This is a genomic window from uncultured Rossellomorea sp. (assembly GCF_947488365.1).
Lineage (GTDB): Bacteria > Bacillota > Bacilli > Bacillales > Bacillaceae_B > Rossellomorea.
This window is the reverse complement of the sequence record NZ_CANKZT010000002.1, coordinates 641,160-665,325: the sequence shown is the minus strand read 5'-3', so window position 1 is coordinate 665,325 and position 24,166 is coordinate 641,160. Positions and strand designations below refer to the sequence as shown.

Below are 24,166 nucleotides of genomic sequence, written 5' to 3'. Positions count from 1 at the left end.
TTATCCCTCCATTCCTGTTAAAAAGTAGATGGTATCAAGCTCAACTTTATTTGCTGCTTTCACGATGTCTTCTTTCGTCGTCTTCTCTATTTCATCAAGCCAGTGTTTTAAATCTATTTCTTCATGGGCGACTGCATTATGATAGAGGACCTCAACCAAACCACGGGACGTATCAATGGTTTCAAGCAGTTGATTGCGGATGACCGCTTTCGTTTGTTCGATTTCACCATCCGTAAAGTCTCCATCCTTCATGGCTTGCAGCTGATCATTGATGATTCCGACTGCTTGATCATATTTCTCAAATTCTATTCCGGACATAACCATCAATAATCCTTTATGACTTTCCAGTCTACTTGCTGCATAGTAGGCTAAGCTCGCTTTTTCTCTCACATTTATGAACAATTTAGAATGAGAAAATCCACCGAATATGCCATTGAACACTTGGAGGGCAAAGTAATCATCATCGCCATATTGTGTATGAGTCCGATATCCCATATTAAGCTTACCCTGCTTCACATCCTGCTTTTCTTTCACGACGTTTTCCCTTTCTTTTTGTTCCACTTCCGATGAATCGACTTCAAGAGGGGTACGTTCGTTTAATTGGAGGAGTTGATCACACAGAGTTTCAACTTCTGCAACATCTACATCGCCGATGACATAAAGATCAAATTGATCTTCATTCATGACTTTTTGATAATACTCATACAAACTCTTGGCCGTTATGGACTCTACTTCTTCACTAATTCCATTAACATGTAGGGCAAATCGCTCCCCCTTACACATTTCTTCTACAAGCCGTGAATTAGCATAGCGCATTTTATCGTCATAAACTGCCTGTATTCTTACCTTCTGGTTTCGTTTTTCTTTCTCGACTGTTTTCTGATCGAATTCGTTATTTTCAATATGTGGATTTTGAAGGACATCTGCTAAAAATTCTAATCCTTTTTGAAGTAAAGGATCTGAGTCCCTTAAAAATTTTTCGTTGGCGATTTCCACGGACATGCTGACCACGTGGTATTCACCTTTTTTACCTAAATCCGTAAAAAAGTTAGCACCATATAATTCATCCAGGTAGGACCTTAATTCCGTTGTACTCGGATAGGTCTTTGTACTGCTTTGCATCACATGAGGGAGTAATCCGCGTAAGGTCACTGTTTCTTGATCTAAAGGAGCTTTCATTTTCAAAATCAGACTGTTGGTTTTAAACTTATCCGTTTGAACGATATGTAGCGTGTACCCTTGTTTCTTTTTTACTATTTCATTTATGGCTGTCATCGTACCGTCCTCCTTAGTTCCACACTTCCGTCATTTTTGAAATCAATAAAAGATATAAACACCCTTATTGTGCGGTATTTATGTATAACTATACATGTACTGAGATGTTGATTTCAAGCATCTTCCTCTATTGGAAAAATACCCATAGAGTAAACTATTATATGTATGGAAAATATTCAATATGTCTCATTCTTTTGTTTCACCAAAAAAGGTACCTCGAATGCCGAGATACCTTTTTCGTGTATTGCTCATGAAAATTAACGATTTCCTTTGATGTACGGTGTGCCAAGCGCTTTTGGCGCATCTGCACGGCCGATGAAGCCGGTAAGTGCAAGGATTGTTAACACGTAAGGAGCGATTAACAGATATACACTTGGAATGTTCTCAAATAATGGAATGCTCGATCCGATGATACTTAAACTTTGAGCGAATCCAAAGAATAATGCTGCACCCATGGCACCTAATGGATGCCACTTACCGAAGATCAAAGCGGCTAAGGCCATGAAACCTTGTCCACTGATCGTGGCGTGACTAAAATCTGAAGAAATCGATTGAGCATATACTCCCCCGCCAATTCCTGCAAAAGCCCCAGAAATGATGACACCGATATAGCGCATTTTCGTAACGTTGATTCCCATTGTGTCTGCTGCCATTGGATGCTCACCGACTGAACGAAGTCTCAGCCCGAATGGTGTCTTAAACATAATGAACCAAACAATGATGGATACTAGAATGGCTACAAATGGTGGCCAGTATGTGTTAGAGAAGAAAATATTTCCAATCACCGGAATTTTATTCAGTAATGGCACATCCACTTTCCCGAATCCTTCAGAAATAATATCAGTTTGACCTTTCCCGTAAATACGTTTCACTAAGAAAAGGGTTAATCCAATAGCAAGCAGGTTGATTGCCACACCTGATACTACTTGATCAGCTCTAAAGGTGATAGAAGCAACTGCATGTAAGACAGCTAGTAACGCTCCCATTGCCATGGCTATAAGCAGTGCTACCCAAGGAGTTGCATCACCGAATACATCTGCGAAAGCAAGGTTGAAAACGATACTTGCGAAAGCGCCTATGACCATTAAACCTTCAAGTCCAATATTAACGACACCAGAACGTTCAGAGAATGCTCCGCCCAAAGCAGTGAAAATAAGTGGTGATGCCCACAATAATGTTGATGGAATAAGGATTGTCAAGATATCAATAAAGCCCACTTACTTCACCCCCTTTTTACTAAATCGTTGAATTAGATAACGAATCATATAACCAGATGCTACAAAGAAAATAATAAGGGCAATAATAATGTCTACTAGTTCATTTGGAATACCTGCTTCAAGAGGCATATTCAATGCACCGACTTTTAGCCCTCCAAATAATAGTGCTGCGAACACAACACCAATGGCAACATTTCCTCCCAATAGAGCTACAGCAATCCCGTCGAATCCGACCCCTGTAAATCCTCCTTTAATAGAAGCATAACCAAATGTCCCTAAACCTTCCATAGCACCAGCCAGTCCAGCAAACGCTCCTGAGATGACCATGGAAAGAATAATGTTTCCGTTTACGTTCATCCCGGCATATTGAGAAGCGTGCTGGTTAAAACCAACAGAACGCAGTTCATATCCACGTGTTGTTTTCTCTAATAGGAACCACATGATGAATACACAAAGAAGGGCAATGAAAACTCCCCAATGCAGGCGGGAGTAATCCGTTAAGCTTTCGAAGAACGGAGACTTAAGTGATGCCGTTTCAGCGATATAATCCGTACGATCTTTACGCTCAGTTAGGACATCACGGATAATCGCATTGGTGACGTGAAGAGCAATATAGTTCATCATGATTGTTACAATTACTTCGTGCACACGAAATCTTGCTTTAAGCAACCCAGGAATAAAGCCCCATAACGCTCCAGCTAGTGCTGCTGCAATGATGGCAAGGGGCAAATGAATGATTTTTGGTAACTCATCGAAAGCAACCCCCACCCATACAGCAGCAAGCCAGCCTACAATCAATTGTCCTTCGACCCCGATATTGAATAAACCGGTTCTAAAGGCAAAGGCCACAGCCAATCCCGCTAAAATGTACGGTGTAACTTGACGTACCGTTTCCCCTACATAGTAGATTTCGCCGAAAATACCTTGCCATAATGCAGAATATCCGGCAATCGGATCATACCCGCTTACAAGCATGATAATGGTTCCGACAATAATACCCAAAAGGACTGAAATAATCGGGATTAATATATTTGTTAATCGATTAGACATGTTCGTTTTCCCCCGTTTCCTTCCTCTTTGATCCAGCCATCAGCAGTCCAAGCTCTTGTTCGGTCGTTTCTTTCGGATTCACAATCGCTACGATTTGGCCTTCATAAATAACGGCGATACGATCACTTACATTCATGATTTCATCTAGTTCAAATGAAAGTAATAGCACGGCTTTCCCGTTATCCCGCTGCTCGATCAGACGTTTGTGGATGAACTCAATGGCCCCTACATCCAAACCACGAGTCGGTTGAGCTGCAATCAACAAGTCCGGGTCACGATCGACTTCCCTGCCGATAATCGCCTTTTGTTGATTACCACCGGACAATGCCCGGGCAAGAGTATATTCCGAAGGTGTTCTTACATCAAACTCTGAGATTAGCTTTCTCGCTTGATTGTAGATGTTTTTATAGCTTAATATCCCTTTATTTGAATAAGGCTTTTTGTAATAGGTTTGTAGAACCATATTTTCACCTATTGGAAAATCTAATACTAATCCGTGCTTGTGACGATCCTGAGGAATATGACCTACACCTGTTTCGTATATCTTACGCGGCTTCATATTGACTATATCTTTTCCATTCAGCTTAATCGAGCCACCATCGGTTTTGTGTAACCCTGTAATGGCTTCTATCAGTTCACTTTGCCCGTTGCCGTCGACCCCTGCAATACCCAGTATTTCCCCGGCCTTCACTTCAAGGTTCAATCCTTTTACTACTGGTACATTCCGATGATCTTTCACGTTTAAATCACGTATCTCAAGTACATTGCCTGCAGGATTTGCTTCTATTTTCTCAGTTTTGAAGGTTACTTCACGCCCTACCATCAGACTCGCAAGATGGTTCGGGTCAGTCTCTGATACTTTCACTGTCCCAATCCCTTTACCTTTTCTGATAACGGTTACATTATCACACACTTCCATAATCTCTTTAAGCTTATGGGTGATAAGAATAATAGACTTACCTTCTTGAATGAGAGTTTTCATAATTTGAATAAGTTCTTTGATTTCTTGAGGGGTCAGTACCGCCGTTGGCTCATCAAAGATCAAAATTTCCGCCCCGCGATAAAGTGTTTTCAAGATTTCCACACGCTGCTGCATACCTACTGAAATTTCAGAAATTTTAGCCGTCGGATCCACTTTTAAACCATATCTTTCTGATATTTCCAAAATATCCTTCTCTGCCTTTTTAATATCCACCGTTGCACCGGACTTAGGCTCTCTTCCGAGAATAATGTTTTCTGTTACTGTAAAAGTATCCACAAGCATAAAATGCTGATGGACCATTCCGATTCCCAAGTCGTTGGCGATATTGGGATTGGTGATGTTTACTTTCTGACCCTTTACACGAATTTCTCCTTGCTCAGGTTGGTAAAGTCCAAATAATACATTCATCAGTGTGGACTTACCTGCTCCATTTTCACCAAGAAGCGCATGAATTTCACCTTTTTTGAGCTGGAGGGTAATATTATCGTTTGCTACGATGCCTGGAAACTCTTTACGAATATTCAGCATCTCAATTACATAATCCATTGCTATTCACTCCTTGCGTAGGCTAGGGATATTTATCTAGTAGTTAGAGGTCAGACCTTAACTTGCTAGAAAAAAAGGGTTTCCCCGGATAAAAATCTAAATGAAAGATAGAAAAATATTTCTATACTTCAATTAGATTTTTAATTATTATGAATATTCCTTTTAAAAAAGGGATAAGAGACCGGCTATCCTTGGCCCGCTTATCCCATTTAAAATTAGTTAGCTGAGAAAGATTCCGCTTCTTTAACAGATTCTGGAACTGTCACATCTCCGCTATTAATTTTCTCTTTCCATTCATCAACTTTTTGCATTACTTCATCTTTGTTAGAAAGCTCTTCATTTAATTCAGCAAGTCCTACACCGTCTTCTTTAAGACCGTATAAGATTTGTTCTCCACCAGGGAAATTTCCGTCTTGAGCTTTTGTTGCAAGGTCTTTAACCGCGTTGTCAACTCGTTTCAATGCAGATGTCAGAACAATGTTATGGTCGCCAACTTTACCTTCTGCAGCTTGATCAGAGTCAACACCGATTGCCCAAAGCTCACGGGAAGGATCTTTTTCTTTTAAGTCACGCGCTTCTTTGAATAAGCCATTACCAGTACCACCAGCTGCATGGAAAATAACATCTACATCTTGAGAGTACATTTTAGAAGCGATCGTTTGACCAAGTTCAGCTTTATCAAAAGCTCCTGCATAGTCTGCAACGATTTCCGCATCCGGGTTAACTGATTTAACACCAGCGATGAAACCAGCATGGAAACGTTCGATTACCGGAATCTCCATACCACCGATGAATCCAATTTTATTCGTTTTTGTAGCTAATCCAGCTGCAACTCCAGCCAAGAAAGAAGCTTCTTGTTCTTTAAACATGATGCTTGCAACGTTTGGCTGATCTACAACAGCATCAACGATTGCAAAATGAGAATCTTTTTGTTGTTGTGCAATGTCATTGATTGCACCTTCCATAAGGAAGCCGATACCATATACTAAGTCAAAGTCTTGACGAGCTAATGTGTTTAAGTTAGTAGCATAGTCAGCATCAGATTGTGATTGAAGGTAGTCATATCCTTCTTTACCTTTTTCTAAGTCATTTTCTTCACCGAAAGCTTTTAAACCTTCCCAAGCCGATTGGTTGAAAGATTTGTCATCTACTCCACCGACATCTGTAACCATTGCTACTGTAAATTGATCTTCTTTCTTGTTACCTTCACCACTAGATGCACCTTCTTTGTCCTCGCTTGTTCCACAAGCACCTAATAATGTACCTGCAGCTAGAACAAATGACAACGCTAAACCAAATTTACGTTTTTTCACCTAGAGTACCCCCTAATATTGTAATAATTAGTAGAAAGATTGATTGTTGTTATACACGCTTTCTTAATACGTGGAAGCTAAATTTGTCGGATCTGAAATAGTTTACTGAGTACAGAATCGGCTCATCGTTTTCATCAAAATGCATTTGCTTTAAAACGAGTAGTGCCGTTTCTGGTTCACAATTTAGAATAGGGGAGATTTTATCGTGATACCCCATAGGTTCAATTTGTGCAACGGCATGGGTAATTCTCTTATTCTCTCGTTTTTCTAAAACAGTGAAAATAGAGTTATCTTCATGGGTGAAATTACGTGGCATAACCTTTTCAGGAATTTTGTCCACACAATACACAACCGGTTCCCCGTTTGCCGTACGAACCCGTTCAATCAGAATCACGTCGTCCTCTTCATTGCAAGTAAACCTCTTCACATCATCCTCAGTAGCTTCTTGAGTTGTTGAGCTTAAGAAAATGGTCCCTGGCTCCATACCAGCCTGCTTAATCATGTTCGTTACACTGTTCAGTTGCTCAATACCAGAAGTAAAGAGCGGTTTAGCATTTACAAATGTACCTACCCCATGACGTCTTACGATGACACTTTCTTCCTCAAGAATCCTGAGAGCTTCACGGAGAGTAGCCCTACTCACACCTAGTTGTTTGGAGAGATCGAATTCAGATGGAAGTTTTTCTTTTTCTTTGTAAACTCCCGCCTCAATGTCTTTCTTCAAACGGTCAATCACTTGTAAGTATAAATGTCGATTGTCTGTTTTTATTGTCACTGGAACCACCACCAAATTTTCTCAAGACATCAGACCTCTGATGTATATCTTTCCTACTAATCGAAAATACTATAACACTTTTCTTTTCATAAATAAATAGCATTGTGTGATTTTGTCGAAAAAAATGATTAGAAAGACAATTTAAAATCCTTTTTTGTTAATAAGTAGTAATTTCATTGTGATGAATAGGTTTACATGGTGTATTTTTACAAATATTTTACAATAGAGAGTGTGTTCATTTTCATTCTTTACAATAGTTATACAATGACATTACATTTGTAAACGCTTTTAATAGTATAACACATTGGTGGATAAACTAGAATAAGATAAAATGAATCGCATTCATTTTAAGCTTTCCCCCTTAATTACTTACAAAAAAAAGGTGTGTAACCCCATTTGTTTTTAATAGGGTAACACACCTTTTATTAAGAGCTTTGCTCTTCTGAAGGCTTACCGATTAAGACGGTTCTTGGCTTACTTCCTTCATAGGGTCCTACAACACCTCTTACTTCCATTTCATCAATCAACCTGGCAGCTCTCGTATAACCGATCCTAAATCTCCTTTGAAGCATGGATACGGATGCCGTCTGCATTTCAGCGATTAATTGAACTGCATCATTATATAGTTCGTCTTCTGCTTCGCCCGTTTTCTCATCTTCCTGAATTTCATCTGGAATCATTTCTTCCTGATACTGTGCCTTTTGTTGGGAGATAACAAAATCAACGATTTCTTCTACTTCTTCATCAGATAAGAAGGCGCCTTGAACCCTTGTTGGCTTTGAAGCCCCTACAGGCATGAAGAGCATGTCTCCTCTGCCCAATAGTTTTTCAGCACCCCCGGAATCCAGAATGGTTCTGGAGTCGGTCTGAGATGATACGGCAAACGCAATCCTTGATGGTATATTCGCTTTGATGACCCCTGTAATAACATCCACTGAAGGACGCTGTGTCGCAATGATCAAATGTATCCCTGCGGCACGGGCCATCTGTGCGAGTCTTGTGATGGCATCTTCAACATCGTTAGAAGCAACCATCATTAAGTCGGCTAATTCATCTACTATGACCACAATGTAAGGAAGCAGCGGCTGCTTTTCTTCGTTCTCGAGATTCTGTCTCTTGACGTAGTCGTTGTAGCCTTCAATATTTCTTGTTCCTGTGTGGGAGAACAATTCATATCTCCGTTCCATTTCGCTTACAACCTTTTTTAATGCCTGTGAAGCTTTCTTCGCATCCGTTACTACGGGAGCTAATAGGTGCGGCACCCCATTATATACATTTAGTTCCACCATTTTTGGATCAATCATCATGAGCTTGACTTCATGTGGTTTAGCTCTCATAAGTATACTGGTGATAATTCCATTAATACAGACACTCTTTCCACTTCCTGTGGCCCCGGCCACAAGTAAGTGAGGCATTTTATTCAGTTCTGCAAGTACGGCTTCACCCGTAATATCCCTTCCTAATCCAATTTGGAGCTTGGCATCCGGTTTATTATGTTCCTTGGCTTCAAGTACCTCTCGTAAAGAGACCATGGCAACCTCTGAGTTAGGAACTTCAATACCGATAGCCGATTTTCCTGGAATAGGAGCTTCGATTCGGATATCTTTAGCCGCAAGAGCCAAGGCTAAATCATCACTAAGATTCACGATGCGGCTTACTTTCACACCTACATCCGGGTGTACTTCATATTTGGTGACGGCTGGACCCAAGTGAACTTGTGTCACTTTCGCTTTTACTCCGAAGCTTTGGAAGGTTCTTTCAAGTTTGGCTGCGTTGGCATGAATCAGTTGATATTCATTACTCTGATCTGTTTTTCTAGGACTCTTTAATAACGAAATAGACGGTAGTTTATAATCCTTATTTTCTATTTCAGTAAATGTAATTGGTGGTGCAGAGTCCGCTTCCCCTTCTGAATCGGACTTTTCGTTAGCGGCAGCATCGTCTTTTTCACCATTCATTCCCGCTCCTGAAGAGGATGGTTCTTCTTTCGTCTGAGCCCCTCCGTATGCACGTTCCGCGAAGTTTGAGATAATCGGTTCACTTGTTTCCTCTTGCTGAGGCACCTGGGTTTCAACCGCTTTCTCCTGCTTCACTGGAGCTTCTTTCTTTTTCTTTTCTTTCACTTCTTTTTTCTTTAACTGATCTTCTCTCCAGTCATTCATATCCTGTTTGAATGCGGACCATTGTCCGCTTAAGAATGCACCAAAGCGCTTTCCTGCTCTTCCCAGCACATCCCCGATGGATTTACCTGTCACTAGTATGATTCCGATCAATATGAATGTTGCACTAACAATTCTTGCTCCTTGCGAGTCAAATAGAAAATAAGAAACGGCAAATAAAACGCTCCCTATCATTCCACCACCAAGATCAGATGTGCTCGTTTCCCCGCCTACATCCATCCAATACAAATCCCACGTATTCATGATGACACTTGGATTATCGAAAGAACCATCATTTGAGAGCAAATCAAATAATTTCACATGACTCAATAGTAAGAAGCTCGCAATGATGATATAAATCCCAATAAGCCTGCGACTAAATAACATAGGAGTCTCTCGTTTAATCATGAGGTACCCGGCCACATACAGCATCCACAGGAGGGCAACCATATACCATTCACCCAGAAAGAATCGATAGAAATATACCACTGCTTTCCCTACAGCTCCAAGCTCTATGATTGAAATCAAACTGAGGGCAGCAAGGATCATTCCTGTAATTTCATACTTGATGGTTTGTTTTAAGGTTGAACTTGTTGCAGATCGTTTTTTTCTTCTTTTTCGTTTTGCCAATCCAATTCACCTAAATTCTATTGAAGTCTTTCTTCTTATGTACATAAAGATGAAGAAAGGGCTGATCCTTTGGGGCAATCTATGTGCCTAAGGTGTCAGACCCTTCCCGTTAACTTAAAGTATCATTATGATTATCTCTTCCAGTAATATTATAGCATATCCACTATTTCGGGAAAATCCTCTTTCTCTCTTAATTGTTGATAAATTCACCCGGGCAAATCTGATTATCGAGATAATGTGCAGGGTCACTACTCATGACCCTCACAATTCGATACCGGTTCTCCTCCTGCTGAACGAGGACCGGAACACCCTGATATTCCATCATCATTTGACCACTGAATTCACTTGCATCTGTTGGAAATACAACATCATTGGGAACAACTGTATAAAGGATCATTGTACTAACCCTTCTTGTTGATCCGATTGCTTTTTCATCTCAATTAACTCGTTAATCTTTTTAATGGCTGTCCCAATGCCACCTATCCCATCTATCAGGCCGTATTCAACGGCATCGTCACCGACCACATTCGTACCGATATCCCGTGTAAGGTTACCTTTTGCAAACATCAGGTCTTTAAAATCTTCTTCCGAAATATTACTATGCTTCGTTACGAAACTAACTACCCTATCCTGCATTTTATCTAAGTACTCAAATGTCTGCGGAACCCCGATCACTAATCCCGTCAAGCGAACCGGGTGAATGGTCATTGTTGCAGTGCTCGCAATGTAGGAGAAATCGCAAGAGACGGCAATCGGTACACCAATACTATGCCCTCCTCCTAATACAACGGATACTGTAGGTTTAGAAAGGGAAGCGATCATTTCAGAAATGGCGAGTCCGGCTTCCACATCACCGCCTACCGTATTTAAAATCACTACCAAACCCTCTATTTTCGGGTTTTGTTCGATTGCTACAAGTTGAGGAATAACATGTTCATACTTCGTTGTTTTATTTTGAGGTGGAAGTTGCATATGCCCTTCTATTTGACCCACTATCGTTAAGCAATGGATATTGGAATCCTGAGAGAGTTGCGGGACATTGGTTTGCCCTAATTGCTGAATCTTTTCCATTAATCCTGATGGTTTATCTTTATTATCATCCTGGCCTTTATTTGGCTGATCCTGCATACGTTCATGATTTTCTTCCATGAAAACATCTCCTTTTCATTTCCATTCTCTTGTTATTATTTTAATAAGGGAGTGTTTTCATACTTTATAGTTTAGTCCAAATAATAAAAGTGAGGCTATTTGTTCAAACATACTCAAACAAATAGCCTCACGTATTATACTTCCATGATGATCGGTAAAATCATTGGTCTTCTCCGTGTTTTATTGAATAGATAGTAATTGAGTTGATCTCTGATATCTTGTTTGATGGTTGTCCATTCAAAAGAGCCTTTTTGTAAATAGGAATGTACCACATCAGTCACGATACCTCCTGCTCCTTCAATCAACTCTTCTGATTCCCTCACGTAAACGAAGCCGCGTGAAATGATTTCAGGACCGGACACAATCGATTTGGATCTGCGGTTGATCGTCACAACGACTGTAAATACACCGTCTTCTGATAATAGCTTACGGTCGCGAAGGACGATATTCCCTACGTCCCCTACACCAATTCCATCGATTAACACATTCCCTGCCTGTACCCGTCCGCTCATTCTCATCTTGCCGTCCTTGTATTGAAGCACATCTCCCTTATCCAAAATGAAAATTTGCTTATACGGAAGACCGATATCGTGTGCGATCTGGGTATGCGCCACCAGCATTTTATACTCACCTTGTATTGGAATGAAATACTTCGGCTTCATGATATTTAACATGAACTTTAGATCTTCCTGACTCCCATGCCCTGAAACATGAACCTTCTTATTAGCCGTCAAGACGTTTGCTCCTGCTCTGTAAAGCATGTCAATTGTCTTCCCTACAATGACTTCCATGCCAGGTGAAGGGGAGGCGGTAATAAGGACTGTATCACCTTCTTCGATATTCACAAGACGATGGGAGCGTTTTGACATCCGCTGCAGTGCTTCAAACGGTTCTCCTTGTGTCCCGGTTGCGATGATGACGACTTCATCTTTAGGATATTCACCAATCTCATCAATTCCGATGATCATCTCATCCCGTACGTGAAGATAGCCTAATTTTAATGCTACATCATATACTCTCTTCAAACTCTTACCCACTACGGCCACTTTACGATTATTTTGCTCTGCTGCATCAAAAACTTGCTGAAGCCGAATTAAATTAGATGCAAAGCAAGCTACAATCACTCTTCCGGATGCCTTCCGTAAAGCGTCTGTTATATGCTGTTCAATGACGGCCTCGGAAGTTGTGTAGCCGGGTCTCTCCGCTTCGGTGCTGTCAGACAATAAACAAAGTACACCTTTCTCACCGATTTGAGCCATTTTGCCTAAATCCGGGCGATAAAGGTGTTTAGCTGATTGATCAAATTTGAATTCCCCGGTATGGACGATGCCCCCTTCAGATGTATGTATACAAACACCAACAGAATCTGGAATACTATGTGTGGTTTTAAAGAACGTTACATTCACTCCATCAAAGGTGAGATGGCTATCAGAGTGAATCGTATAGAATTTCACATCTTCCCGGATATTATCATCCTTCAATCGTGCCTTTACGAGGGCATTGGTTAACCGTGTGCCATAAACAGGTGCCTTTATCTTATTAAGTACGTATGAAATTGCTCCAATGCTATCCTCATGCCCATGAGTCAAGAAGATTCCTTTCACACGTTCTTTATTTTCAATGAGGTATTGAATGTCAGGAATCACGATATCAATTCCGAGCATTTCATTTTCAGGGAACATCAGCCCGGCGTCAACCACGAAAATTTCATGATCCACTTCAATCACGTACATATTCTTACCAATTTCTCCCACTCCTCCGAGCGGAATGATCTTAATACTTTCATTCTTTGTCTTACTCACATTATGTCCTCCTATGCTGTGCCTTTCCCGATCTTCAATCAGTTACATTTATTATACTTGATAATATTTTGGGAGTACAACCAATTTTATCCTACCTATAACAAGATTAGGAAAAAGACTGCATTCATTTTTACTACATTACTATTTCGATACAATGTGACTAAATCCTTCTTCTTTAAAATAAATTAATCTATTACTGATTTTTGGGCATAATTTTCCTTTTTCATATGAAAAGACTGTGGGGGAATGGCCTCCACAGTCTTTTTCATTGGATATTTTGTAAACGGTGTTGATAAGCGAGCATTGGTTGATTTCGGCTCCAATCAACTTATACAAATTCACTTTCAGTAACAAAGGGCTTTCTGAAAAAAATTTTCTAAGATAATACGTTCAGCAGTTGAGACAGCTTTGCTCTTTCCACTTCAGTTAGTGGAATTAATGGTAAACGGACAGATCCAACGTCCATGCCCTTCATCTGCAGGGCTGTTTTTACTGGGGTAGGGTTTGGACTTGTGAATAACCCTTTCATGATCGGAAGAAGTTTTTGATGCAGACCGGCTGCCTGCATTGGATTTCCACCTATGAATGCAGTAACCATTTCCTGCATTTCGTTTCCGATGATATGTGAGGCAACAGACACGATACCAGTTCCACCTATAGACAATACAGGCAGGGTAAGACCGTCATCGCCACTATACAGCATAAAATCGTCTGGCGTATGTGAAATGATTTCAGTCATGCTATCTAAGTCACCGCTTGCTTCTTTAACAGCTACGATGTTTTCAATCTCTGACAATCGAATGATGGTTTCAGGAGAAACATTGACGCTTGAACGTCCAGGGATATTATACAGCATGACAGGTAAGCTTGTTGATTCGGCAATCGCCTTGAAATGCTGGAATAAGCCTTCCTGACTCGGCTTATTATAGTATGGAGTCACCAGCATGATGGCATCTACGCCTGCATCTACTGCCTTTTTGGTAAGCTCGATTGAGGCATGCGTGTTATTGCTTCCCGTCCCGGCAATCACAGGTACTCTTCCGTTTACTACTTTTACTACATGTCGAAATAAAGCAATCTTTTCTTCTTTTGTTAAAGTAGGAGACTCACCCGTCGTCCCGGCTACTACTAACGAATCTGATCCATTTTCAATCAAATACTGTATTAATTGGGTCGTCTTGATGAAATCAATATTTCCTTTACGGTCAAATGGGGTAACCATCGCCGTAGAAACGCGGCCAAAATTCAATCTTGTCACTCTCCTCTTATGTTTATCCTACCCTGAATGTAGCGGTTCTCTCTTGTAGTTGAAATGTATCATGAAGTGCATTAATCGCATTAATCAGGTCCATCTCTTTCACCAGAACCCAAATAGTCGTATGACTATCTGCTGACTGGAGGATTCGGATTCCTTCGTTGGAAAGCGACGATACAATGGCTGAAGTCACCCCAGGAACCCCTGTCATCCCCGCTCCCACTACTGAAATCTTAGCACATTCAGACTCTACAATCGGTTTATGACCTATATTTTTCAGAACGGTAATCGCTTCTTCTGCAACCGATGAGGCAACAGTGTAAACAACTCCCCGTGGTGAAATGTTAATGAAATCAACGCTTATTCCCTCTTTAGCCATCGCTTTAAAGACTTCGGCTTGAAGATTGTATTGATCTTCCTTAGCGAATACTTTAATTTGGGTAAGATTGGGAACATGAGCGATTCCTGTTACGGGATGACTCCGAAATTCTTTATGTGCTTTCGAATTTTCAAGTGTGGTCACAAGCGTGCCTTCACCATTTGAGTATGTGGAACGGATTCGAATTGGAACGTTCGAATTCATTGCAATTTCAACGGCTCTTGGATGAATCACCTTTGCTCCCTGATATGCCATATTACATACTTCATTATAGGAAACAACCGTTATCGGTCTTGCTTTCGATGAAATGCGGGGATCTGCAGTCATGACCCCTTCAACATCGGTAAAAATATCGATGAATTCAGCCTTTAATGCCACTCCTAAAGCAGAAGCGGAAGTATCACTCCCCCCTCTGCCTATCGTGGTGACATCACCATCTTTCGTTGCACCTTGAAACCCGGCAACGACCACTGCATCGTGAATTTCCAGCTCTTTTACCAAACGGCTGCATTTCATTTCCATAATCTTCGCATTGTTAAAATCATTATTTGTTCGGAACCCAGCTTGAGCACCCGTTAAAGCGGTAGATCGGATTCCATGTTCAAGCAGCATGTTAGAGAAGACCAGGCTAGAAATGATTTCTCCACAAGATAATAATAAGTCTTGCTCTCTCTTACTAATTGAAGTATTTCTGCCACCGATTAAGGATAACAGGGAGTCAGTAGCGTAAGGTTCGCCTTTTCTACCCATAGCTGAAACAACTACCACCACTTTATATCCCTTATCAATCGCTTGCTTTGTGTGGGCAAGTGCCTTTAAGCGACTTGCCTCATCACGTACAGACGTTCCACCAAATTTTTGAACGATCACTTTCATGACTACACCTCATTGTCATATGTTCAAGAGGTATGTGAGAACGAATAGTGGAAATATACAGATCAATTGCTGGCATGGTCCCTCTTAGTTACTTAATTAAACCAAGTTTCATTAAACTTTCTGCGATTTGAACAGAGTTCCAAGCCGCTCCCTTAAGTAAGTTGTCAGACACAACCCACATATGGAAACCCTTGTCTTCGTCAAGATCCTTACGCACTCTACCTACAAATACATCCGGTTTTCCTACAGCATGTGCAGGCATCGGATAAATTTGTTCATCCGGGGCGTCTTCCAAGGTTACCCCGGGAGCATCTTTTAACAGTGAGTGTATATCTTTCACTGAAACAGAATCCTTCTCAATTTCAATATATACACTTTCAGAGTGACCTGTTACAACAGGTAATCTAACACATGTTGCAGACACCTTTAAAGATGGCATGTGCATAATTTTTTTCGTTTCATTGATCATTTTCATTTCTTCAAATGTAAAGCCGTTCTCCTGGAATTTATCAATTTGTGGTATGGCATTATAAGCAATTTGATAATGCTTTTTATCCCCTTTTACAGGCAGGACACTTGGCTCAAATGATTCACCTGACAGTATGGCTTGTGATTGCGCGTGAAGCTCATCGATTGCCACTGCACCTGCCCCTGAAACTGCCTGATAAGTTGACACGATAACTTTCGATAAGCCATATTTTTTACGAATCGGTTCAAGTGCTGCCACCATCTGAATAGTAGAACAGTTAGGATTCGCAATGATTCCGTTATGAAGTTTGATATCTTCTTCATTCACTTCTGGAACAACTAGAGGAACATCTGGATCCATTCGGTATGCACTTGTGTTGTCGACGACAATCGCCCCACGTTTAACGGCTTCAGGAGCAAGAAGTTTGGATACACTCCCACCTGCACTAAATAAAGCAATGTCGACTCCTTCAAAACTTTCAGGCTTCGCTTCTTCAACCGTCCATTCTTTCCCTTTGAAGCTAACTGTAGACCCGGCAGAGCGTGCTGAAGATAATAATGTTAATTGTTTTATTGGAAAATCCCTTTTTTCTAATGTTTGTAGCATTTGCTGTCCCACTGCACCAGTAGCACCGACAACCGCTACATGAAATCCCGTTGTATTCAAATTCTTCTCTCCTTCCAACCATTCAGTATTCTCATAGTAGGTATAACCTTTTAGTCTATTACTATAATAAAGAATATTTTAACATAAACAATTATTCGACAATAGGGAATTCTTTATATAAGTTTTGATTATTTTAATTTAATGAGAGCCATATCCTTCTATATGCATGAAAAGAAGGCCATCTTAACAGTGCAAGGTGATAGCCTTCTAAAGTATTAATCTAAATATCTTTCGATTACGACAGGCTGAAGCTGTCTTCCTTCAATTGCCTCTTCAATGGTTTCCTGAATTAACGTCATTCTAGCTACCATCGATTTTGGTTTACTAACAGGCGCATCCTGACCGAATGGGATAAAGTAAATATCTTTCGTTGATATTAATCTCATTAGATTTACACCATTTAAACCAAGAGCATCATTTGTTGAAATCCCCAGTACTACCGGTCGGTGATTACGAAGAGTCGCTTTGGCAGCCATTAATACCGGAGAATCTGTCATTGCATTTGCGAATTTACTCATTGAATTTCCTGTAAGGGGAGCGATCACCATGCAATCCAATGGAATTTTAGGACCGAGTGGCTCCGCCTTTACGATTGAATCGATCACCTTATGACCCGTCACGTCCTCAATCCGCTTGATCCAGTCTTCTCCCTTACCAAATCTCGTTTCCGTATTCATAACGGTCGAAGTAACAATCGGCATCACTTCCGCACCGTTATTCACTAATCGTTCGATTTCGGGGAATACGGCATCGTACGTACAATGAGACCCTGTCAGACCAAACCCGATTCGTTTTCCTTTTACGCTCATGATGAACTCTCCTTTCCTAAATCAAAATCGTCCTCTAGCAATTGACAAAGAACATTCGCCAGAATCTGCCCGGCTGTCTTAGGTGCCACGATTCCAGGCAACCCTGGGGCTAACAATGCTTTAATGCCCCGCTTTTCTGCATAACGAAAATCTGTACCTCCAGGCTTTGAAGCCAAATCAATAATTAATGTATGAGCTGGCATTTTTGCTATCACAGCAGCCTTGACTATATGCACTGGAATTGTGTTTATACATATATCACAATTCTCAACCTCTTTTTCTAAGTTATCCAAGTGGAATGGCTCTAGACCCATTTCGGTCACCCTGGCCAGATGCTCACTTCTGCGAACACCTACCTTCACCTTTCCCCCTAAATGATGAAACGTTCTAGCTACACTCATACCTACCCTACCCAGACCTAATATGACAATGGTAGATCCGTGAATGGTAAAGTCTGTATGTTGAATAGCCATCATAATCGTTCCCTCTACTGTAGGGATGGAATTATAAATGGCAACATCATCTCTCTCAAACAACTGAACAAGTTTCCGGTGCGTTGAAGACATCACTTGATCCAAGTACTTATTACTAATTCCTGAATAGATCGTACAGTGCTCTGGCGTCTGTGACACGATTTCTTCTGTTAAAATGATTTTCTCGTTGGAAAAAATCGTATCAATTTCTCCTTGTAGATTCGTGCCGGGTACAGGTAAGATAATGGCATCAATCATCGAAAAGTCCACTTCACTCAGCTTTTCTTTCGTAGCCCCTGTAAAGGCATGATCTAGTTGTTCAAAACCTACGAGTGAGATCTTAGCATCCAACTCCGTAAGCTTCCGAATAATCTCAAGTTGACGAGCATCTCCGCCTAGAACTGCGATCTGCATTCCGGTCAGCATCACTGATTTCACCTACTTTTTACATAATCGCTATTCTAAATCCCTTTTCACTTCAACAGTGTATGTTGCTCATACCTAATGGGTGAGAACAAAAGCGATGGAAGGATGTTTAGGGTGTAGGATTGTTTTGAAGGGGGAATTTTGCGGGAGGGTGTGGGTTGTTCATAATTTAAATGAAAGTCCAATAAAAAAAAACGGGGAAGCCCCGTTTCATCAAACTTCTTCTTCCGTTAATCATTCGATACTTCCAGAATGATCATATCAGCTCCGATGGTTCTTATTTGATGCCAGGGTACTCGAATTTCCCCGCCTTGCTTCCGCAGCCATTTTCCGGTTGGAATGATAAGCGCATTGATATTTCCTGACTTATCATTAAATTCAAGATCGGTTTGCCCAAGAATTCCTAGTCGTTCTGCTTTTTTATAATCGACGATTTCTTTTCCGCTTAACTCGCTTAATCTCATGAAGGTTTCCCCCTTAAAAAGCTCTGTATTACAATGTATACACTGTCCACTATTTTTAGAAGGATTTCTTCGCTATTTCCTCCAATGTGATGAATCATTCAAAAAAAAGCAGACTAAAATAGTCTGCTTTCTCCTGTTATTTTCTCATATTTTGAGGAAGATTCCCATCGGGACTGATGAGGGATATTGCATAATCATCTTTAAAGATGTCCAGGGCCAACTGATTCACTTTATCCATCGTAACTCCGTCGATTTCTTCGACGATCTCATCAAGCGTCCGGTGTCGTTTTAGTAACAGCTCATTTTTACCATTACGACTCATGCGGCTATTGGTGCTTTCTAAGCTGAGCATAAGGTTACCCTTTAATTGCTCTTTGCTGTTAAGTAATTCTTTAGAGGTTATACCATCAGCTTTTAAGGCTTGCAGGGTACTGTCGATTGTATCGAATAACTGATCTAACTGATTTGCCCCTGTCCCTCCATAGATGGTTACCATTCCACTATCTTCATAAGCGGAGTGATATGAAAATACGGAGTAAGCAAGTCCTCTTTGCTCTCGAACCTCCTGAAACAGACGGGATGACATACTGCCACCTAACACGTTGTTTAATACAATCAGGTTATAGATGTCTGGATGCCCAATCTGCAGACCGTCAAATCCTAAGCATAAATGAGCTTGTTCTGTATCTTTTTTACGGGCAAGCTTATTGTTGTGAAAGGCAGGCTTAACACGGTCCTCAGGTCCTTTACCGCCTTCATAAGATCCGAATAGCTTCTCTACTTCTTTGATAAAAGTTTCATCTACATTTCCTGCCACAGAGACCACTACTTGCTCTGGTGTGTACATGTCATGCATATATTCCTTTAATTTAGCTTGATTGAATGAGTTCAGGGTTTCTTCCGTTCCCAGAATCGGATAGCCAAGGGGATGCTCTTCATAGACTGCCTTGCTGAGCAGGTCATGAACGATATCGTCCGGCGTATCCTCATACATTTTAATTTCTTCATACACTACATTTTTTTCCTTATTCAATTCCTCTTCTACATAGGTAGAATTAAAGAACATGTCAGAAAGTGTATGTAGTGCATAATCTGCATGATTGTCCAAAACCTTTGCATAGTAGCAGGTGTATTCCTTTGAAGTAAATGCATTTACTTGTCCGCCAATGCTATCAAAGGACTCTGCAATTTCACGTGCTGTTTTTGTTTTAGTCCCTTTAAAAAACATATGCTCCAGAAAATGGGAAATACCATTATTTTGTTCCGTTTCATTTCGTGAGCCTGTTGCGATCCAGACCCCTATCGCTACTGAGCGAACATGCGGAATTTCTTCCAGCACGATTCGTAGTCCATTTTGGCAAGTATATTTCTTTATCAAAAAAACTTCCTCCTATTCATGATGCAAAGTTACTGCTTCTCCTTACTATTTCCTTGCCCGGGATGAATTATCGACGTCTTCTACGATTCGCTCTTCTTTAACCAGACTTGAAATCGTACCCAGTCTCAAATCTTTTTCTTTTACTAGAAGGATTAACGAATTTAATGAATTGGCTGTAGAAGCTGTAGGGTGCATGAGAACTATTGCTCCCTTATGCATCTTACCCATCACACGTTCCACTAACACATGAGGCTGTGGTTTTTGCCAGTCAATGGTATCCACACTCCACATTATTGTTCTCATGTGCATTTCGTCTGCAATATTTACAACTTCATCACGATAGCTTCCGCTAGGCGGTGCAAACCACTTCACTTTTTCACCAGTAGTGACCTCAATAATCTCATTCGTCTTTTTCAATTCTTCCCTTACTTTGGCTGACTCCAACGTTTTCATATCCGGGTGAGAATATGAATGATTACCTACTTCATGTCCCGCATCAACAATCATCTTTGCTAAGTCCGGGTTATTTTTAACCCATCTCCCCTCTAAAAAGAAGGTAGCATACACTTGATGCTTTTTCAAAGTTGCAAGCATATCTGGAATATATTCATTTCCCCATGCTACATTTATGATAAAGGAAACCATGGGTTTATCTGGATTCCCTCTGTATACAGGAGATGCGGGCAAATCCGGTAAATGCTTTTCAGGAGGGATCTGTTTGTAGATCAGTTTATCTTCATCAAATGATTTCTCTTTTTTCATGTTTTGAAGGGACGCTTCTACATCCACTTTTAAACCGTTATAGCCTGGTGTAGCTTTCCAAACTGTATCTATTACAGCATCTTGAGCTGGGATTTCTCTCAATTTTGCTTCTTCTTTTATTTTGCGAGTTAGATCATTGGGTTCGCTAATTCCATTTACTTCTAGTGATTCTTGTTTTAGTCCTGTCACATACTGATCTGTTAACGGATTTTCAACAACTACTAAAGTCAGAATAGCAATGAGACTAATTCCAATCAAGTATCTTTTTTCCATACCTGTCCACCTTCCTTCTCCTAAAAACATATGTTAGGAAGGGAAAAGGTAGAACAAAAGCGGAGGGGCTTTGCTCGAGAGGCGACAAGCATAAGGCGAAGATATCGGAAAGGCGTTTTTTGCCTTTTTGATATCTTTGACTTATGACCTCGAGCCTCTAAGCCCCGGAGCTGGATGATAATCCTCCAGCCAACCAAAGATAAAAAAAGCCATCCCGGAGGAGAGTTTGCTCCTTACAGGACAGCCTGCCAATCTTAAAAGATTATGCCTGGTTTTGTTCTTCCTTTTCGCGCTGCTCTTTAAGAACGGCTTTTCTTGACAAGTTGACTCTTCCCTGGTTATCGATATCCAGAACCTTAACAAGGATCTCATCGCCGATCGCTACCACATCTTCAACTTTGCGAATACGCTCTTCTGCAAGTTCAGAAATGTGGACAAGTCCATCTTTACCACTGAAGATTTCTACAAATGCACCGAATTTTTCAATTCGTTTTACTTTACCAAGGTACATTTGTCCAGCTTCAACTTCTCTTACGATATCTTCGATTGTTTTCTTGGCCACTTTGTTCATCTCTTCATCAGTAGATGAGATAAAGATTGTGCCGTCCTGCTCAATATCAATCTTAACGCCTGTTTCGTCGATGATTTTATTGATTTGTTTACCACTTGGTCCAATAACATCACGGATCTTATCAGGATTAATATGCATGGTTAAGATTTTCGGAGCGTATTGAGAAAGGCTCGTTCTTGCTTCACCGATTGTTGCTAGCATGCTATCAAGAATCTGCATTCTTCCTTTTTTGGCTTGTTGAAGTGCTTCTTCAAGAATCTCTCGAGATAACCCATCAATTTTGATATCCATTTGAAGAGCGGTTACACCCTTAGAAGTCCCTGCTACTTTAAAGTCCATGTCACCAAGGTGATCTTCCATTCCTTGAATGTCCGTTAAGATGGAGTAGTTTTCACCAGACTTGATCAGACCCATTGCAATCCCGGCTACAGGTGCTTTAATAGGAACACCGGCATCCATCATCGCGAGGGTACTTGCACAAATGCTTGCTTGAGAAGTTGAACCGTTTGATTCAAGTACTTCCGATACAAGACGGATTGTATAAGGGAAGTCTTTTTCGTTTGGAATAATTGGATCCAGAGCTTTTTCTCCCAGTGCTCCATGTCCAATTTCACGACGGCCCGGTCCTCTGATTGGTCCTGTTTCCCCTACACTGAATTGAGGGAAATTATAATGATGCATGAATCGTTTTGATTCTTCAATTCCTAAACCATCAAGAACCTGAACATCTCCCAGAGCCCCTAATGTACAAATGCTTAGTGCTTGAGTTTGTCCACGTGTGAATAGTCCCGAACCATGTGTTCTAGGCAGTAATCCAACCTCTGAAGAAAGTGGACGGATTTCGTCAACTTTACGGCCATCAGGACGGACTTTATCTTCAGTAATCAAGCGACGGACTTCATTTTTCACAAGCTTGTCTAACACTTTCTTCACTTGCTTCAGGGTAGCTTCATCGGCTTCCTTCTCTTCTTCATATACAGCCATCACTTTATTCTTTACTGCTTTAATTGCTTCTTCACGAGCATGTTTTTCTTGAACTTGAATCGCTGGAATCAGTTCACTTTCACATAATGAACGAACCTCTGCTTCGATGTCTTGATCCAATTCCACAAGTTGAATTTCTGATTTTTCTTTACCGACTTTAGCGACGATTTCCTCTTGGAAAGCAACTAAACGCTTAATTTCTTCATGACCAAACATGATTGCCTCAAGCATTGTCTCTTCCGGTACTTCGTCTGCACCTGCTTCAACCATGTTGATAGCATCTTTAGTACCAGCTACAGATAAATGGATTTCGCTCTTTTCAAGTTGCTCTACTGAAGGGTTAATGATGAATTCTCCATCAATCAAACCAACAATGACCCCAGCAATTGGGCCCTCAAACGGGATATCAGAAACAGATAGTGCTAGTGAAGATCCAAACATAGCTGCCATTTCAGATGAACAGTTTTGGTCTACACTCATCACTATACTGATTACTTGTACTTCATTACGGAATCCATCAGCGAACAGTGGACGAATAGGACGGTCGATCAAACGGCTCGCAAGGATCGCTTTCTCACTAGGTCGTCCTTCACGTTTAATAAATCCTCCGGGAATTTTACCCACCGCATATAATCTTTCTTCATAATTTACAGTTAACGGAAAGAAATCCAAAGGTTTTGGTTCTTTAGAAGCTGTGGCACTGCTCAGTACCGCAGTATCTCCATAGCGTACCATTACCGCTCCATTCGCTTGTTTGGCAAATTGACCAACTTCGACCGTTAATTCTCTTCCGGCCCATTCAATGGAAAAGGTTTGTTTAGTTTGTTCCATAAAGTGTACCCCTCTCTTTATATATCACTAAAGGGTTCGGTCTGTACCCAACCCGGATAAAACTTAAATAATCTATATCATGCACATTTGCGCTGTTATATTCGTTTGAATGAATCACATAAGTGACTATGTAAATATAGGACGTTCGGCAGATCCTTAATCTTCGCAAGTAGGCCTGGCCTCAACATTTATGTACATATTATGTATTTTAGACAAAAACGATAAAATTGAATACTTAAAATGAAGAAAATGTTTAAAAAGAAGTGGCGAATCATACAAAGATTTCCACTTATGAAAGCTAAAGAAAAAGCGGGAAATAATCCCGCTTCCTTTGTCTGTTTATCGACGTAAACCTAATTTGTTAATTAACTCACGGTAGCGTTGTACATCTTTCTTACGTAGGTAAGATAGAAGATTACGACGGTGACCTACCATTTTTAGAAGACCGCGACGAGAGTGGTGGTCTTTCTTGTGAACGCGTAAGTGATCGTTCAGGTTGTTAATTTCTTCAGTTAGGACAGCAATTTGAACTTCTGGAGATCCAGTATCGTTCTCATGTACTTTGTATTCACTGATAAGTTCGTTTTTACGCTCTTTAGTGATAGCCATCCTTTTCACCTCCTAATAATTTCTTTCAAATCCCCTGTTACTG

20 protein-coding genes are annotated in these 24,166 nt (G+C 40.7%); all 20 read right to left on the bottom strand.

Annotation, left to right across the window (positions count from 1 at the left end; translation table 11 throughout):
• On the bottom strand, positions 1-1,275 hold the full coding sequence (locus Q1B03_RS10255; protein WP_299740976.1) for an EF-P 5-aminopentanol modification-associated protein YfmF: 1,275 nt from the start codon (positions 1,273-1,275) through the stop codon (positions 1-3).
• A 257-nt stretch (positions 1,276-1,532) separates the two neighbouring features.
• Positions 1,533-2,492 carry an ABC transporter permease gene (locus tag Q1B03_RS10250; RefSeq protein ID WP_299740974.1) on the bottom strand — a complete coding sequence of 320 codons (960 nt, stop codon included), beginning with the start codon at positions 2,490-2,492 and terminating at the stop codon, positions 1,533-1,535.
• On the bottom strand, positions 2,493-3,542 hold the full coding sequence (locus Q1B03_RS10245) for an ABC transporter permease (protein WP_299740972.1): 1,050 nt from the start codon (positions 3,540-3,542) through the stop codon (positions 2,493-2,495).
• Positions 3,535-5,070, bottom strand: a complete 1,536-nt coding sequence (locus tag Q1B03_RS10240; RefSeq protein ID WP_299740970.1) for an ABC transporter ATP-binding protein — start codon at positions 5,068-5,070, stop codon at positions 3,535-3,537. Before Q1B03_RS10240 ends, Q1B03_RS10245 begins: the two co-directional genes overlap by 8 nt.
• Before the next feature lie 215 nt (positions 5,071-5,285).
• A complete protein-coding gene (locus tag Q1B03_RS10235) occupies positions 5,286-6,383 on the bottom strand; it encodes a BMP family protein (protein WP_299740968.1) in 1,098 nt (365 codons plus the stop codon).
• Between the two features lie 49 nt (positions 6,384-6,432).
• Entirely contained in the window at positions 6,433-7,158 is a 726-nt protein-coding gene (locus Q1B03_RS10230; RefSeq protein ID WP_299740966.1) for a GntR family transcriptional regulator, read from the bottom strand.
• Positions 7,159-7,583: 425 nt separating this feature from the next.
• A complete protein-coding gene (locus Q1B03_RS10225) occupies positions 7,584-9,947 on the bottom strand; it encodes a DNA translocase FtsK (protein WP_299740965.1) in 2,364 nt (787 codons plus the stop codon).
• 190 nt (positions 9,948-10,137) lie between these two features.
• Positions 10,138-10,344, bottom strand: a complete 207-nt coding sequence (locus Q1B03_RS10220) for a YlzJ-like family protein (RefSeq protein WP_299740963.1) — start codon at positions 10,342-10,344, stop codon at positions 10,138-10,140.
• Positions 10,341-11,075 (bottom strand): ClpP family protease, encoded by a 735-nt coding sequence (locus tag Q1B03_RS10215; protein ID WP_149156060.1) that lies wholly within the window; start codon positions 11,073-11,075, stop codon positions 10,341-10,343. The genes Q1B03_RS10220 and Q1B03_RS10215 overlap by 4 nt, the downstream gene beginning before the upstream one ends.
• Positions 11,076-11,230: 155 nt before the next feature.
• Complete coding sequence (locus Q1B03_RS10210) at positions 11,231-12,898, bottom strand: ribonuclease J (RefSeq protein WP_299740961.1); 1,668 nt, start codon at positions 12,896-12,898, stop codon at positions 11,231-11,233.
• A gap of 376 nt (positions 12,899-13,274) precedes the next feature.
• Positions 13,275-14,147 carry a 4-hydroxy-tetrahydrodipicolinate synthase gene (dapA, locus tag Q1B03_RS10205; protein WP_299740959.1) on the bottom strand — a complete coding sequence of 291 codons (873 nt, stop codon included), beginning with the start codon at positions 14,145-14,147 and terminating at the stop codon, positions 13,275-13,277.
• Between the two features lie 22 nt (positions 14,148-14,169).
• The gene (gene dapG, locus Q1B03_RS10200) at positions 14,170-15,408 is read right to left on the bottom strand and encodes an aspartate kinase (RefSeq protein WP_299740957.1); all 1,239 of its coding nucleotides are present in this window, start codon (positions 15,406-15,408) and stop codon (positions 14,170-14,172) included.
• A gap of 88 nt (positions 15,409-15,496) precedes the next feature.
• Positions 15,497-16,543: an aspartate-semialdehyde dehydrogenase gene (gene asd / locus Q1B03_RS10195; RefSeq protein ID WP_299740955.1), complete on the bottom strand. Its 1,047-nt coding sequence runs from the start codon at positions 16,541-16,543 to the stop codon at positions 15,497-15,499.
• A 215-nt stretch (positions 16,544-16,758) separates the two neighbouring features.
• On the bottom strand, positions 16,759-17,352 hold the full coding sequence (gene dpaB, locus Q1B03_RS10190) for a dipicolinate synthase subunit B (RefSeq protein ID WP_299740953.1): 594 nt from the start codon (positions 17,350-17,352) through the stop codon (positions 16,759-16,761).
• Positions 17,349-18,251 carry a dipicolinic acid synthetase subunit A gene (gene dpaA / locus Q1B03_RS10185; protein WP_299740951.1) on the bottom strand — a complete coding sequence of 301 codons (903 nt, stop codon included), beginning with the start codon at positions 18,249-18,251 and terminating at the stop codon, positions 17,349-17,351. Before dpaA ends, dpaB begins: the two co-directional genes overlap by 4 nt.
• Positions 18,252-18,481: 230 nt before the next feature.
• A complete protein-coding gene (locus tag Q1B03_RS10180) occupies positions 18,482-18,715 on the bottom strand; it encodes a YlmC/YmxH family sporulation protein (protein WP_299740949.1) in 234 nt (77 codons plus the stop codon).
• A gap of 136 nt (positions 18,716-18,851) precedes the next feature.
• On the bottom strand, positions 18,852-20,093 hold the full coding sequence (locus Q1B03_RS10175) for a pitrilysin family protein (RefSeq protein ID WP_299740947.1): 1,242 nt from the start codon (positions 20,091-20,093) through the stop codon (positions 18,852-18,854).
• A 45-nt stretch (positions 20,094-20,138) separates the two neighbouring features.
• Positions 20,139-21,128: a polysaccharide deacetylase family protein gene (locus tag Q1B03_RS10170; RefSeq protein WP_299740945.1), complete on the bottom strand. Its 990-nt coding sequence runs from the start codon at positions 21,126-21,128 to the stop codon at positions 20,139-20,141.
• 262 nt (positions 21,129-21,390) lie between these two features.
• Complete coding sequence (gene pnp / locus Q1B03_RS10165) at positions 21,391-23,514, bottom strand: polyribonucleotide nucleotidyltransferase (RefSeq protein WP_299740943.1); 2,124 nt, start codon at positions 23,512-23,514, stop codon at positions 21,391-21,393.
• Positions 23,515-23,853: 339 nt separating this feature from the next.
• Positions 23,854-24,123 carry a 30S ribosomal protein S15 gene (gene rpsO / locus Q1B03_RS10160; RefSeq protein WP_034760125.1) on the bottom strand — a complete coding sequence of 90 codons (270 nt, stop codon included), beginning with the start codon at positions 24,121-24,123 and terminating at the stop codon, positions 23,854-23,856.
• Positions 24,124-24,166: the final 43 nt, after the last annotated feature.

Bases quoted from the DNA above. Each gene is read 5' to 3' on its own strand.
- Q1B03_RS10245 (WP_299740972.1), bottom strand. From the start codon at position 3,542: ATGTCTAATCGATTAACAAATATATTAATCCCGATTATTTCAGTCCTT.
- Q1B03_RS10255 (WP_299740976.1), bottom strand. From the start codon at position 1,275: ATGACAGCCATAAATGAAATAGTAAAAAAGAAACAAGGGTACACGCTA.
- dpaB (WP_299740953.1), bottom strand. From the start codon at position 17,352: ATGAGCGTAAAAGGAAAACGAATCGGGTTTGGTCTGACAGGGTCTCAT.
- dapG (WP_299740957.1), bottom strand. From the start codon at position 15,408: ATGAAAGTGATCGTTCAAAAATTTGGTGGAACGTCTGTACGTGATGAG.
- Q1B03_RS10215 (WP_149156060.1), bottom strand. From the start codon at position 11,075: ATGCAGGATCAGCCAAATAAAGGCCAGGATGATAATAAAGATAAACCA.
- pnp (WP_299740943.1), bottom strand. From the start codon at position 23,514: ATGGAACAAACTAAACAAACCTTTTCCATTGAATGGGCCGGAAGAGAA.
- rpsO (WP_034760125.1), bottom strand. From the start codon at position 24,123: ATGGCTATCACTAAAGAGCGTAAAAACGAACTTATCAGTGAATACAAA.
- Q1B03_RS10170 (WP_299740945.1), bottom strand. From the start codon at position 21,128: ATGGAAAAAAGATACTTGATTGGAATTAGTCTCATTGCTATTCTGACT.
- Q1B03_RS10220 (WP_299740963.1), bottom strand. From the start codon at position 10,344: ATGATCCTTTATACAGTTGTTCCCAATGATGTTGTATTTCCAACAGAT.
- Q1B03_RS10180 (WP_299740949.1), bottom strand. From the start codon at position 18,715: ATGAGATTAAGCGAGTTAAGCGGAAAAGAAATCGTCGATTATAAAAAA.
- dpaA (WP_299740951.1), bottom strand. From the start codon at position 18,251: ATGCTGACCGGAATGCAGATCGCAGTTCTAGGCGGAGATGCTCGTCAA.
- Q1B03_RS10240 (WP_299740970.1), bottom strand. From the start codon at position 5,070: ATGGATTATGTAATTGAGATGCTGAATATTCGTAAAGAGTTTCCAGGC.